Genomic DNA, 14,754 nt, shown 5'->3' on the forward strand with positions numbered 1-14,754 from the left:
ATCACGCACTTCCCCTGGTTTCCCTGGCCCATTCCACTCAATCATTTCTTATCCGCTTCATATGTTCGATCCGTTCCCCAAGGATAAAACGGAGGCATATCACTACTGCTTTTCATCTTGAAATCAGCTTTCCTTTTTTCGAGGAAAGCTTCGATCCCTTCTAGTGCATCCGCTTGTTTTCCGGTCCAATGAATCATTTTCGATTCTATTTTGTGTGATTCAACAGGATGGTTTGCACCGAGCATGGTCCACATTAATTGCCGGGATAACGTCACAGAAACGGAAGATGTATTTTCCGCAATATCTGTTGCAATTTCCATTGCAGCAGACATCAATTCGTTTGGCTCGACGATCTTGTTTACCAACCTTCCCTCATATGCTTCACTGGCCGAAATCATCCTGCCGGTAAAAATCCATTCGGAAGCTTTGCCCATTCCGACAAGCCTGGGTAAGAACCAGCCGCTGCATGCCTCCATCGTTATCCCCCGCCTCGCAAATACAAAACCCATTTTTGCATCTGTTGAAGCGATTCTAATGTCCATGGGCAAAGTCATTGTTATCCCAATCCCGACTGCCGCTCCATTAATGGCCGCTATAATAGGTTTCTTCATCTCGAAAATCCGTAATGACAACATTCCCCCTGCATCGCGATATTCAACCAGAGGAGTGTGATCCATAAAGGTTTCTGCGCCTTTTTCCAAGTCCATTCCAGCACAAAATGCATCCCCTGCGCCAGTTAAAATGACGGCTCGTACGTCATCATTTTCATCCGCTTCATTAAAAGCGTGAATCATCTCCTCACACATCTTTTCATTGAAAGCGTTCATTCTCTCAGGACGATTCAGAGTAACAATCATGACACGATCGACGATTTCACTAGTTATCGTGGAATACAATAACAGTCCCTCCTTCTCTCACAAATTGAAACATTCAACAGAATTTAATATTTACATATAATTACATATTATATGTTTTATTTTCAGATTCCTAGTTTTTTATTTTGACATACTGATAAATAATTTGATAATCGTTTCTATTCTAAAAATATTTTACATAAATGTGTAAAAAAAGACCAGTCGCAAATGCAACTGGTTTTTTGTTTACCAATATAAATGACAAGCAACGAAATGCCCTGGTTTTTGTTCTTTCCATTCAGGTACAGCACTGGAGCATATCTCCATCGCCTTAGGGCAGCGAGTCCGAAATACACAGCCGCTCGGCGGATTGATCGGACTTGGTACATCGCCTTTAAGGACGATTCTTTCCCGTTTAATAGTCGGGTCTGGTATCGGCACTGCGGATAGCAAGGCCTGTGTATATGGGTGTAGCGGATCTTTCGTTAAAGAATCACTATCCGAAAGTTCCATCATCCTTCCAAGGTACATGACTAAAATGCGATCTGAAATATACTTGACCATCGATAAATCATGCGCGATGAATAAATAAGTCAATCCCATTTCTTTTTGTAGCTCTTTTAATAAATTGACCACTTGGGCCTGTATCGAAACATCCAAGGCAGAAATTGGTTCATCACAAACAATGAATTTAGGATTTAGGGCCAACGCCCTTGCAATTCCAATCCGTTGGCGTTGTCCACCACTGAATTCATGCGGAAAACGAGTGATATGTTCGGGACTTAAACCAACCAGCTTTAACAGGTCTTCCACCCGTTTTCTTCGTTCTTTACCTTTTGAAATCCCATGAATGGCAAGTGGTTCCCCTATTAATTCCTCCACCTTCATCCTTGGATTCAAGGATGCGTAAGGATCTTGGAAAATCATTTGTATTTCACGGCGGATATGTGACATTTCCCCGGGTTTGTAATCGAAAATATTTTTCCCCTGAAAAAGAACTTCTCCATCTGTCGGTTCATATAATCGAGTGATTGTACGACCTGCAGTCGACTTACCGCAACCGCTTTCCCCAACAAGTCCGACAGTTTCCCCTGGATAGATTTTGAGATCCAAACCATCTACCGCTTTCAGCGATTGAGAACCAATAGGAAAATGCTTCTTCAGATTCTTTATTTCAACAAGAGGAGAATTTTCGTTGTCTGTCTTTTCTTTTACGGCCTTATTTTTCAGTGAAACCATTGTTTCTCCTCCTTTATACATTAGTCGGTGCTTGTACCTGTGCTGCCTTGGCCATCGGGTGGTGCAGCCAGCATGCGGCTGTCTGACCTTCTTCCACTACTTCAAGCTCCGGATCATGGTCTTTGCACACTTTCATTGCTGATTCACATCTTGGGTAAAATGGGCATCCTTTTGGCGGATCCAATAAATCCGGTGGTGAACCGATAATCGGAACCAACGGAGCCGTTTTTTCCATATCCAGCCTTGGCACCGTTTTAAGCAGACCTCTTGTATATGGATGCTGCGGGTTTGAAAATATAGCCTCTACCGTACCCGTCTCAACAACCTTGCCTGCATACATGACGACTACCCGTTCACAAGTTTCCGCAACCACACCTAAATCATGAGTGATTAAAATGATGGAAGTATCCATTCTTCGTTGGATATCTTTCATCAGTTCCAAAATTTGCGCTTGTATCGTTACATCCAATGCAGTTGTAGGTTCATCGGCAATCAGTAATTTCGGTTCACAAGCAAGGGCCATCGCTATCATTGCCCTTTGGCGCATACCACCTGAAAACTCATGCGGATATTGCTGCATCCTTTTTTCAGGCTGTGGAATACCTACCAGTTTCAGTGTTTCCAACGCCCGTTCGTATGCATCATTTCGGGACATGTTTTTATTATGCTTTAAAATGCCTTCCATGATCTGGCTGCCGATTTTTGTCGTTGGATTGAGCGAAGTCATCGGATCCTGGAAAATCATGCTGATTTCATTTCCACGAATCTTCTGCATTTCCTTTTCACTCATTTTAAGAAGGTCTTTACCCCCAAAGTTTATCGACCCTTTTCCATACTCTGCTGGGGGTGTTTCCAATAATCTCATGATAGATTTCGCTGTAACACTTTTGCCGCATCCGGACTCCCCAACAATCGCAACGGCTTCCCCTTTTTTCACGTCAAAATTCACACCGCGAACCGCTTGCACTTTTCCTGCATAAGTATGGAAGGTGATTTGTAAATCGTTGACTTCTAATAGGTTCTCCATCATCGTCCCTCCTATTCTAGTAATATCACATCATTATGTTAGGACTCATTATTTCCGTAGTTTTGGATCTAAGGCATCCTGCAATCCGTCACCAGCCACATTGAACGCGAACATCGTTAAGGAAATCAATATTGCCGGAATTAAAAGTTGATAGAAATTCCCTACCAGAATGCTTCCCAGTGCATCACTTGTCAATGTTCCCCAGCTTGCCTGAGGTGCCGGAACTCCCAGTCCCAAAAAGCTAAGTGTAGCTTCGGCAAAAATGGCAGTAGGTACAGTCAACGTTAAATTGACAAGGATCGGTCCCATTGTATTTGGAATCATGTGTTTTCTTAAAGTCCAGCTCGTATTGGCTCCAGAGATTGTTGCAGCATGGATATATTCATTCTCTTTCAGTTGTAAAACCTGTCCCCGTACCAGTCGCGCCATTGGAATCCACCCCGTAATCGACATTGCAATGATGATTGGCAGAATACCAGGTTTTAATACGACCATCATTAAAATAACCATCAATAGGTAGGGAATCGCATAGATCACCTCAGCGAAACGCATCATGATATTATCCGTGCGTCCACCGCGAATGGCTGAAATCCCGCCATAAAGGACACCAATTAAAAAGTCAATCAACGCGGCCATCAATCCAATGAACAAGGATATCCTCGCACCATACCAAGCTCGCGTAAATAGATCCCTTCCTGATGAATCCGTTCCAAACCAATGCTCGCTATTTGGGCTAAGATTCTTTTTCTCGAAATCTTGTCCATAATAAGTATATCCGTTAATGTACGGACCAAAAATCGCCATCAAGACCAAGAGGATTATAAGAATAAATCCAGTCATGGCCAGCTTATTTTCTTTAAATCGACGCCAGACGTCAGACCAATATGAAACTGTAGGTCTTGCTATTTTTTCAGCTTCCTTAAAGTTGCCTTCGGCGGGTTGAAACATATCTTCGGTTAAATGCACTTTATCTGCCATTATTTCTTCTCCCCCGTCACTTTAATTCTAGGATCAATCAACGTATAGGCTATATCAACGATGAATATCAATAGAATAAGCACCGCACTATACACAATTGTGGAACCAAGAATCACCGGGTAGTCCCTGTTGGATATTCCCTTTACGAACATATCTCCCATGCCAGGAATACCAAAAATACGTTCAATGATGAAGCTTCCTGTCACGATATTAGCCGTAAGGATGCCCAGAACCGTGATAATCGGCAATAACGCATTCCGAATCGCATGTTTGATTATGACACCGCTCCGTTTCAATCCTTTGGCTTTTGCTGTCAAAATGTAATCCTGCCCCATTACTTCAAGCATGCTTGTCCGCATCAGTCTCGCGATGAAAGCAAGCGGCATCATGGAAAGGGCAATGGATGGTAAAATGGTATGCTGCCATGTCGCCCATGTAGCAACAGGGAATATATTCCATTTAATTGCAAAATAATTGATTAAAATAGTCGCCAGGATAAAGTTAGGAACGGAAATTCCTACGATGGCAATGATCATTGATAAATAGTCGGGCCATTTATTTCTTTTCAGTGATGCCACGACACCCAAAATGAGCCCAAAGAAGATGGCAATCACCAAAGCTTGTGCCCCTAAGTGCAATGACACCGGAAACCCCTTCAAAATGTAATCATTCACGGAAATGGATGAAGATTTCAATGAAGGACCAAAATCAAATTGAACGACTTCCAATAAATAATTCCCATATTGGGTCAACAACGGCTTGTCCAATCCATAGTGGACTTGAAGGTTTTCATAAACAGCAGGAGGCATGGCTCCTTCTTTTGCAAATGGATTTCCCGGAATCGTATGCATTATGATGAACGTTAATGTAATAACAGCCCATAAAGTAATAATCGCCCATTTAAAACGGTTTAATGTATATCTCAACATGGTAATCACCCCAATCATCGATTTTCTAAGAAGTTGAAAACGGAAATGAATTCATGAAATATTCAAATTCGCAATTGAAAAATGGAGTATGTCCTTAATCGGACATACCTCCCATTTCACTATTATCCTTCTATTATTTTTTATCCGCGTAAATAAAGTTCGGATAAGCGTTAATTGGAGCAAAAACTCCAGTAACATTCGATTTAACCATATATGGTTTTGTATAGAAGTAAACCGGAAGGATCGGCATTTCGTCAATCATGACTTTCTCTGCTTTATGCAAAGCATCCATGCGTTCTTTTGGATCCATTGTAGATTTTGCTTCTTTTAATAAATTATCATATTCTTTGTTTGACCAACCTGCATCATTATACGCGCCGTCCGTTTCCCAAAGCATGAATGTCATCGGGTCAACATAGTCACCAACCCATCCTGCACGGGAAATTTCAAAGTCACCAGCTTTTTCACGGTCAAGCTTAACTTGGAATTCTGCATTTTCAAGTGTCACTTCAACACCCAAGTTATCGCGCCACATTCCTTGAACCGCTTCAGCAATTTTCTTGTGTGAATCTAAAGTGTTATACAAAATTGAAAACTCTGGTAATTCTTTCATGCCTTCTTCAGCAAGTCCTTCTTTTAACAATTTCTTAGCTTCGGTAACATCTTCCTTAAATAGGTTACCTGTATTTTCCTGGAAATCTCCAGATGCATCAGGAATACCCGGAGGGACTACGCCGAAAGCAGGCTTTTGTCCGCCTTGAGCAACATTTTCGGTGATTTTTTGACGCTCGATAGCCATTGAAAGCGCTTTCCTTACTTTAGCATTATTGAAAGGTTTCACTTCTGTATTAAAGTTGTAATAGTAAACGGCAAGTTCTTTGCCCATTTTGAATTCTTTATCATCAGAATTGACCATTTGACCTTGAATATCCACTGGCAGTGGATAAGCGAGGTCCAATTCACCACTCTGATACATTTGCCATGCTGTATTTTCATCTTCAATTAGAGCAAAGTTAACTGCATCCAATTTGATTTTATCTTTATCGTAGTAATTTTCATTCTTTTCGATTTTCAGGCTTTCTTTATGTTTCCATTCCGTTAATTTGAACGGCCCGTTTGAAACGTGAGTTTTTGCATCCAAAGCCCATTTTGGATTTTCTTCCTGTACCTTTTTATTGATTGGATAGAAAGTATAGAAAGAAGTCAAGTCAAGGAAATATGGTGTAGGCTGTTCCAAAGTAACGACTAATGTATGTTCGTCTGTCGCTTTAACTCCTACATCCTCTTCCTTCCCTTTCTTACTGTTGTATGCTTCCCCGCCTTTAAGATAATAAAGTTGGTAAGCATAATCTGCAGCCGTTTCCGGTTTCAAAGCATATTTCCAAGCGTATTCGAAATCATTGGCTGTAAGCGGATCTCCATTTGACCATTTCAAACCATCTTTCAATTTGAATGTCCAAGTTAATCCATCTTCACTGATTTCCCATGATTCTGCAGAACCAGGGACGATTTTGCCTTCCTCTGTTTTCTTTGTCAGCCCCTCGAACGTATGTTCAAGAATCCATGATTCATGAGTACCTTGAGCATTTGCAGGGTGAAGCGAACCAGGTTCACTCGAATTGTTTACGTTTAATACTTTTGATCCGGATGAGTCACCCGAGCCTCCTTCTTTTTCATTCGAAGTTTCCTTCGAACCGCCGTTGCACGCCGCAAGCATAAGCATGATGGCCATAAGAAGAGCAAGCACTGAAAATTTAGACTTTTTCAAAAAATATTCCCCCTCATCTTTAATCTTTCTTAGAATATTCCCATTTAAGAGATTATCCTTCTAACACCTATTAATCTTCCGTATAGTACATATAATGATTGCGAGGAAAAGTAGAAGCATTCATTGCAAAAATTCACCCAAAACAATTAGCGAACCGTTTGCATAAATCTTAATTTCTACCTAAAAAAAGCAATTAATGCAGTTTACTAGGTAAAAAATCACCTTTTTTTCACCTCGCCAAGGATACTATACCTCGAATTAAAGATGTTGAATTTTAAGTATATTACGAATAAATCAAAAAATCAATAAACCGGTGAGTACTTTTTCACAATATAGTAATTAATTGCTAATCAATTCGATCTAGATACTAGGTAAATAGAAATGATCACCTAAAAGGACTTCCGACTTCCAGGTGTTTTTCCAAACACCTCTAAATCAGTATTCATATAGGTTCTCTCGTCTATTTATTTCTAAATATTCTAATAATTCATATCAGGTTGATTACTAAGACAACTTTCCTAGCAAACCATCCCCGCTCAAATAATATATTTTAGCAGGATAATGCATTACTTCATTAAAATATTTAGTTCTCTTTAATCATTCTCCAAATAATAGGCATTAACTATAGGGGAATAGAAATATTCCCCTATATGTACCCGTCGTTTCAATGAAAAATGACCCTTCTTCATTTATGATTAAATAAATATAATGACACGAAAAGTAAACATATGCCTGCCACCTTTTTTGCGTCCAATGGGATGCGTACCCCTCCAAATAAACCGAAATGGTCAATGACAGCCCCGATCAGTATCTGGCCTGCGATAACCCCGACCAATGCAGGTGCCACTCCGATCTGAGGGACAACCAATATTATAACAATGACATAAATAGCCCCTAACAGTCCGCCTATCAATTGCCATTTTGGTACAGACGCGACCGCCGAAATATTTCCATTTCCTGCAAACAAAACAATAAATAATAAAGCGAGTGTCCCGATTCCAAATGAAATGAAAGAAGCTTCAATGACCCCCACTTTTTTCCCTAATCCACCATTGATTTGTCCTTGTATGGCAATGGTGATGCCGCCTAGGACCGCAAGCAACGGAAATAGTATCTTCACAATGATTTTTGCTCCTTTTTATGTCCAGCCGGACTGATTAATGAATCCGCATTCCATTTTAACATGAAAAATATGTATATTGTCCTTTACTGATATAAAATCATCTGCAAATAAAAAAACTGGCACTTGGGCCAGCTGCAATCTTCTATATTAAACTAAAATCTATTTGATCCCTGAACACTTTGTTGCCGTAACTGGCAATACTCCGTACTCAACAAGGAAAATACCAGGGCATCATGCGACTGATCACGAAGGAATAGGTAACTTCTGAGGCTGCCTTCCTCTTTGAATCCAAATTTCTTCAGAAGGTTTCTGGATGCAATATTATCCTTGAAAGTTAAAGCGGCGATTCTGTTTAGTCTCAATTCTTCAAAGCAATAGCGCAATACTTCGTTGACAGCTTCAGACGTAAAGTGTTTCCTCCAATATTCAGGATGGATTTCATATCCTATTTCGGCGCGTTTGTTGGCTAGGCTCAATTGATGCAGGCCAACAGTACCGATGAATTTGCCTGAATCCTTTAGAATGACTCCCCACCGCATCCCTCGTTTGTTTATATAAGCACTTTTAAACGAGTCGATTAAGCGGCGGGCATCTTCTACTAGAGTTAAACTTTCTATCCCATCATATTTGGTCACTTCATCTTTAGAGAGGATTTCAAACAGACTCTCGGCATGATGGTGACCTATTTCGATTAAATGCAGCCTTTCTGTTTCCAATTCCTTAAACCACATCGAAGAATCCCTCCGTATATTCAGCTGTCTACTTAATTCTATTCATGATGAAGAGATACCTGTCTTAATGGACAATACTTTTTGAAAAATTCCTTTCCTTAACGTACAATGCCGAGTCCTCATGTCCTCCCTTTGTAATCAAATCCTGACGATTTATGGCACATTAAGCCGTCCGTTTCCACCATAACAATAATAAAAGTCCTAATAGGATGATATTTTTCACTTAGTTCCATATAACCACTTATCATTTTTGATGTCCTTATTATTTACCCCTGACAAAATAGTCAGCAATCGTAAAATGATTCTTTTTCTGCATGATATATTTTTTCCGCTCTATCAAAAAGCCCTATGATTTTGGTTTACCATTAACACTTACAGGGTTATAAGGACCCTTATAATTCTGTTCCCATTTGATACCTTTTCCCCATAGCAACCAAGAATTTCAATGAGCTAATTTTACACAAAACTATTTTTATAGCATACTATACTTCCAATCCAGATATTCTACTAGGAGGAATCAAAATGAAGAAAATCATCCTTATATCGGCACTGTCCCTATCCCTACTATCTCCAAAAGTTGCAATGGGAGCCAATACTTACGAGGTGGCAAAAGGAGACACCTTAACGAAAATTGCTTCTGAATATGATGTCAGCCTTGACGAATTACTCAAAACGAACTCTGCTATAAAGGATGCAAATCAAATTCGAATCGGACAAATCATAAATCTTCCGGCATCCAACACCACAGTAAATCAAAAAGAAAGTCAATCAGTTGAACAACGGGTTCTTAATTTAGTTAACGAAGAACGTTCAAAATCGGGCCTCCCTCCCCTTGAAATGGATACAGCCGTTTCTAACGTAGCAATTCTGAAATCTGAGGATATGCGTGATAATAATTATTTCAATCATACAAGCCCGAGTTATGGATCGCCTTTCGATATGATGGAATCCTTTGGGATCAGCTACGAGTACGCAGGGGAAAATATCGCAGCAGGTCAACCTAGTGCGGATGCTGTCATGAAATCATGGATGAATAGCCCCGGACATAAGGCCAATATCCTGAACAAGAACTATACACATATTGGAATTGGGCATGTGACAGGAGGGAAATACGCCCACTATTGGACCCAGCAATTCATTGGAAATTAAAATCGTTAGAGGCGGCAGATTGCCGCCTCTTTTTTTATCCTTATATTCCTAATCTAATGCTTGCTATTATCCGTGATTATATACCTTTCTCACTTTTTATTGATAAGACGGCATATTAGTTCGCTTCAATAAAAAAACGTAATTCATAATTTTTTGTGGTGGGGATACGCAAAGTAGTTATATCATACTATCTTTCAATTATCTTACTGATAAAAATTAAATTATGTTAAAATAGAATTCTAGACATAGGTACAAAGGAGCAATTGTAATGAAAATAGAGGTTGGCTCTGTTATCAACGAATTACGAATAAAACAAAATCTTACAAGGGAAGAACTTGCTAGCGATATATGTGAACCTAATGCCCTGTCAGATTATGAAAGAAGCATCACTTCTCCAAACATTGATGAATTGGCACTTTTTGCGGATAAACTTAAAGTTGACCTGCCGTATTTCTTCACTTCCAAAAATGAACCGATTTATAATTACATAGAAACCATTAAACTTTTGGTAAACAAATACAAACGGACACGTAATTATGAAGCAATTTATGAAATCGTCCAAAAAGAAATGGCAACTGCACCGGAAAAATCGATATCATTTTATCAATTCTTAAAATGGCATGAAGGTATCTCTTTTTTTTATTTATACAATGACAAACAAAAGGCTATAGAATTATTGAATGAGGCCATTCAGATTACGATGGGTAAACGGGTCATTCTTCATCAACAGGAGATAGAAGTTTTAAATAGTATCGGGATCATCCATTTTAAAACGAAGAATTATGAAGAGGCCATCACCATCTTCAAAGAAGCACTGGAATTTATCGAGAATATTCCCCATGTGAATCAAGAAGGTACCATAATCGTGAAGATCATTCATGGATTAGCACAAACATTGACTGAACTTCATTATTATCAGGAATCATTAAATCATACTCTTAAAGGGATTAACATTTGTAATTCGATAGAATCGTTATATTTATATGCGGAACTCCATCTTTTAACTGGTAAGAATCTGGTTCATCTGAAACAACCTGAAGAAGGACTGCACTATATAAGGCAATCCAAGAACATTTTCAGCCTTCAAAAAAATGAAGAATTCGTACAAATTGCCGAACATGAATTGGAAAGCATTTTGCAATGCTTATGAACTTCATTGGATAAAAAAAGATAGAGATTGCTTAAAATTTCTATCTCAGTTTGTAGGCAAAAGGAGTTCTATCTAAATTTTTAAACATAGTTGATTGGAACGTAAGGTACGAGACTCCTGCGGGAATAGTGTGTCCAAGGGAGACCCCACAGGCGTATATGCGCCGAGGAGGCTCCCGGACCGCCCGCGGAAAGCGAGTGCCTGAAGTGGAAATCAACGTCCAAATTTGTACAAGCAAAAAAAACTGTAGCCTCTAAGATAGTGATTGCTTAAAATCTCTATCTTTTTTTAGTATCGTTAGTTCACCCTTACCTTTTATCAATTTCAAATCCTTTAAAACGATCATTACACTTTCAATAGCTCTTCTATGTCAGCTATAATAGAAGAATGTAACCCAACTGGAGGAAAAAAAATTGTCTAATAGATTAGGTTTAGTACTTGACGTAGAAACAACTGGTTTACGTCCCTCTTCAGATGAAATTATCGAGCTTGCCCTTATACTCTTTACATACAGCAGTGAAACAGGGGAAATCATTAATCTTATTGATCAAGAATCATTTTTAAGGGAACCTCTCTCCTATGGAGCAAGAAGGAATTATGATCAAGCATACAGAATTCATGGAATTCCATACAGCTCTGTAGAAGGAAAAAGTTTTCACGATGAAAAAATTAAATCTTTCATTGCCCGTACCGATTCGATTTTCGCACATAATGCTTCTTTCGACAGAAGTTTTCTCTACCAAATGTATCCGGAAATCAATGATCAAAAGTGGTTCTGTACGATGCGGAATGTACCTTGGAAGCAATACGGATTTGAGAATAGTAAACTCTTAACATTACTGCAGGCACATAGTATCACCAATTTTCAAACACACAGGGCCATGGACGATATTTCTTACCTAATGGAACTTATGAGAAAACCAGGTCCTTCTGGCCATCCTTATTTAAAGGATGTCATTGCAAAAAATCCGATGAAGAAATATGCACCTGCATCTCAAAAGACAAGGGTATAGCCGTTTAAATATTTACTTCATTGTTCAGGCTGCACCAATGTTTTGTCACAATCAACCGTTGCCCATCCCGTTAGAAAATGAATACATATCTTTACGATTGGTGTTATTTTAGGGGCACTTTTATATTCCTGCATTTCACTTATTACCTGATATTTATCAAAAAACAGCGACCCGTGACGGGTCGCTGTTTTTTTGATCATTGTACAGTTACTTCTTCCTGTTGTTCTTTTAACGCGCCGTTCAATTTCTTATACCGATAAATAAAGTAAAGAAGTGATAATATTAATGCAGCAACGAGGAATATGGCCAATATGCCAAGATTATGCCACATGAAGCTATAATCTCCTGTTGAGATGACTGCCCGAAAAGCATTAATAGAATAAGTCATCGGTAAGAACGGTGTGAATCCTTGCAGGAAGCCAGGAACCAATTCATTTGGGAATGTTCCGCCACTGCTTGTCAGTTGAAGAATCAAAATCAATAATGCTATGAAACGGCCAGGATTGTCAAAGGCTGAACCAAGGAACTGAATGATTGCCATGAATGTGCAGCTAGCAAGAATGCTTACTGCAAAAAATAGTGGCAGGCTCGTAACATTGATTCCAAGGCCTAAAATTAAAATCGAGTCCACCAATATGGCTTGACAGATTCCTATGAGAGCCATGACGCTGTATTTACTAATAAACCAGCTAAATCCACTCGCCGGTTTAACAGCAGGATCTCTTAACGGGAAAATGATCGTCAGAACGATAGCCCCGATAAATAAACTTAATGAAATTAAATATGGTGCAAAACTTGTGCCATAGTTCGGGACATTATTAATTGGTAATTTATCCACTTTAACTGGGCTTGCAAACATGTCATATACTTCTTCATTGGATTTTATCTTGCCTGCTTCGTTTGCCCCATCATTCAATTCCTCATGCAATTCTGCAGATCCATCTGAGAGTTTGGCGATTCCATCTTGCAACTTAATGGCTCCATTCGCCAGTTCTCCCATACCGCTTGTAAGGCTGGAGGAACCTTCTTTCAACTTATCCGTTCCCGTAACCAGACCTTTCGAACCTTCGGAAAGCTGTGAGGTTCCACTTGATAATTGCTTGGAGCCACCTTCAAGCTGATCAAGCCCGCTTACCAAGTTATTGCTGCCTTCGGTTAACTGTCCAAGCCCACTTTGCGCTGAATCTATACTATCGCCAAATGTTGTCAAACCAGACACCAATTGGCCTTGACCATTTTTCAGTTCATTCGCCCCATTGGCGAGTTTATCCTGAGCTTGCTTTAATTGAGTGAAACCGCCGCTTAATGCACTTGTGCCTTCACCTAACTGATTTGCTCCATCACTAAGGCTATTTGAGCCTTTAGCAATTTCAGTTGCACTGGCTGATAGTTTCCCTACTCCTTCAGAAACTCCTTTACTACCTTCACTGATGCGGGTTAGAGAAGAAATCACTTCCTGCAAACGCGCTTTCTCCGCAGGATCATCTGTAGCTTCAGATTGTTGTTTCAATCCGGAAATAACCTCATCCAAACCTGCCGACACTTCTGATGCCCCCGCTTTTGCTTCGTTCGATGCTGCGCTCCAATCAGACAATGAACCTGAAAGCTGGGCAGCACCAGCCGCTACACCATTTGCTCCCTCAGTCAAAGCGGGCAGCTTTTCTTCTATTTGATTGAAGCCCTCTAATGACTGCTGCAGTCCAGAGGCCAATTCACCAGTTCCTGCTTCAGATTTCTTGGCTCCTTGCAAAAGCTCGGATTGCCCATCTTTCATTTGTCCAACACCAGAGCTAAACTGTTGTAACCCTTGATTGAGTTCTTTTGATCCCGCAGCCGCCGAACCGACCCCATTCGAAAAGGTCAATGATTTTTCAGCTAATTTTTCCAAGTTTTCGTGGATTTCTACAGAACCTGAATGAAGGGAATCAATTCCTTCATCCACTTTTTTGGAACCTTCTTTAGCTGAGTTAATCCCTTCACCAAGTTCACTGGATCCGTTCTTCACTGTATCTGTCCCATCTTTCAATTCCCCAGCTCCATCACTGGCACTTTTGAGTCCGTCAGCCACTTCGTTCAAATTATCGAACATTGACTCCGCATAGGTTTTCGTAACGGCTGACGATACCTCACCTTTAATTCTCTCCGAAGCTGCGTCACCTATTTTAGTCGATATATAGTTGAACCCTTCATTGGACGTATAAATTAAATCAAGTTTTTCCGGATTGTCCTCCTGTAAGGTCGTTGCATTCTTCGAAAAGTTTTTCGGGATTTCTATTTTCATGTAATAATCTTGATTTTCGAGGCCTTCATTGGCTTCTTTTTGACTGACGAAATGCCAATCGAAATCCTTCTTTTCCTTTAATTCCTTGACTAAATCTTTTCCTATTGTAAGTTCCGAGTCATTGAACTCCGCACCCTCATCCATATTGACAATGGCAACAGGCAATTGGTCGACCTTACCATATGGATCCCAAAATGCCCACAGGAACGTGCCGCTATATAATAAAGGAATCAGTATGATCCCTATTATGGAAATGAGTATCATAGGATGTTTTATTATGGCTAAAAATTCACCCTTTAAAGATTTTAACACGCTTACCAAGCCCTCCTATACGGCGAATATGCCGTTTATTAATCTATCTAGGTGAAAACTGATTGAAGAATAGATAATTAAGTCATTTGCTTCTGCAATATATAATTTAAATTCTTGTTCACCTTAATATATATAATTTTTAAACAAACAATAATTACTGACCGTATTGTTCATTTGGTCAGTATCACGAAAATAATATA

At 39.7% G+C, this 14,754-nt stretch carries 13 protein-coding genes; 3 read left to right on the plus strand and 10 right to left on the minus strand.

Annotated features, from left to right (window positions below):
- Positions 1-41: 41 nt before the first annotated feature.
- The 8 genes from ABOA58_RS14525 to ABOA58_RS14560 form a co-directional block, all read right to left on the minus strand.
- Positions 42-896, minus strand: a complete 855-nt coding sequence (locus ABOA58_RS14525) for a crotonase/enoyl-CoA hydratase family protein (protein WP_350298953.1) — start codon at positions 894-896, stop codon at positions 42-44.
- 204 nt (positions 897-1,100) lie between these two features.
- The gene (locus ABOA58_RS14530; RefSeq protein ID WP_076369598.1) at positions 1,101-2,093 is read right to left on the minus strand and encodes an ABC transporter ATP-binding protein; all 993 of its coding nucleotides are present in this window, start codon (positions 2,091-2,093) and stop codon (positions 1,101-1,103) included.
- Between the two features lie 13 nt (positions 2,094-2,106).
- Positions 2,107-3,120: an ABC transporter ATP-binding protein gene (locus ABOA58_RS14535; RefSeq protein WP_350298954.1), complete on the minus strand. Its 1,014-nt coding sequence runs from the start codon at positions 3,118-3,120 to the stop codon at positions 2,107-2,109.
- A 48-nt stretch (positions 3,121-3,168) separates the two neighbouring features.
- Positions 3,169-4,098, minus strand: a complete 930-nt coding sequence (locus ABOA58_RS14540; RefSeq protein ID WP_076369602.1) for an ABC transporter permease — start codon at positions 4,096-4,098, stop codon at positions 3,169-3,171.
- Complete coding sequence (locus ABOA58_RS14545) at positions 4,098-5,027, minus strand: ABC transporter permease (protein ID WP_034311122.1); 930 nt, start codon at positions 5,025-5,027, stop codon at positions 4,098-4,100. The genes ABOA58_RS14540 and ABOA58_RS14545 overlap by 1 nt, the downstream gene beginning before the upstream one ends.
- 133 nt (positions 5,028-5,160) lie before the next feature.
- Positions 5,161-6,795, minus strand: coding sequence for a peptide ABC transporter substrate-binding protein (locus tag ABOA58_RS14550; protein WP_230175882.1), 1,635 nt, complete (start codon positions 6,793-6,795; stop codon positions 5,161-5,163).
- A 685-nt stretch (positions 6,796-7,480) separates the two neighbouring features.
- The gene (locus ABOA58_RS14555; RefSeq protein ID WP_137017639.1) at positions 7,481-7,915 is read right to left on the minus strand and encodes a DMT family transporter; all 435 of its coding nucleotides are present in this window, start codon (positions 7,913-7,915) and stop codon (positions 7,481-7,483) included.
- Positions 7,916-8,070: 155 nt separating this feature from the next.
- Positions 8,071-8,649 (minus strand): GNAT family N-acetyltransferase, encoded by a 579-nt coding sequence (locus tag ABOA58_RS14560; protein ID WP_350298955.1) that lies wholly within the window; start codon positions 8,647-8,649, stop codon positions 8,071-8,073.
- A 522-nt stretch (positions 8,650-9,171) separates the two neighbouring features.
- Between ABOA58_RS14560 and ABOA58_RS14565 the strand changes: the two genes are divergently transcribed.
- From ABOA58_RS14565 to ABOA58_RS14575, 3 genes are all read left to right on the plus strand, one after another.
- Complete coding sequence (locus ABOA58_RS14565; RefSeq protein WP_350298956.1) at positions 9,172-9,798, plus strand: CAP domain-containing protein; 627 nt, start codon at positions 9,172-9,174, stop codon at positions 9,796-9,798.
- Between the two features lie 268 nt (positions 9,799-10,066).
- Positions 10,067-10,948, plus strand: coding sequence for a helix-turn-helix domain-containing protein (locus ABOA58_RS14570; RefSeq protein ID WP_350298957.1), 882 nt, complete (start codon positions 10,067-10,069; stop codon positions 10,946-10,948).
- Between the two features lie 413 nt (positions 10,949-11,361).
- Positions 11,362-11,961: an exonuclease domain-containing protein gene (locus ABOA58_RS14575; protein ID WP_350298958.1), complete on the plus strand. Its 600-nt coding sequence runs from the start codon at positions 11,362-11,364 to the stop codon at positions 11,959-11,961.
- A 17-nt stretch (positions 11,962-11,978) separates the two neighbouring features.
- Here the strand turns inward: ABOA58_RS14575 and ABOA58_RS14580 are convergent, their stop codons facing one another.
- A complete protein-coding gene (locus ABOA58_RS14580) occupies positions 11,979-12,161 on the minus strand; it encodes a hypothetical protein (RefSeq protein WP_350298959.1) in 183 nt (60 codons plus the stop codon).
- The gene (locus ABOA58_RS14585) at positions 12,158-14,554 is read right to left on the minus strand and encodes a YhgE/Pip domain-containing protein (RefSeq protein WP_350298960.1); all 2,397 of its coding nucleotides are present in this window, start codon (positions 14,552-14,554) and stop codon (positions 12,158-12,160) included. Before ABOA58_RS14585 ends, ABOA58_RS14580 begins: the two co-directional genes overlap by 4 nt.
- Positions 14,555-14,754: the final 200 nt, after the last annotated feature.

The sequence above is a fragment of the Peribacillus frigoritolerans genome (assembly GCF_040250305.1).
In the GTDB taxonomy this organism is placed as follows: Bacteria; Bacillota; Bacilli; order Bacillales; family DSM-1321; genus Peribacillus.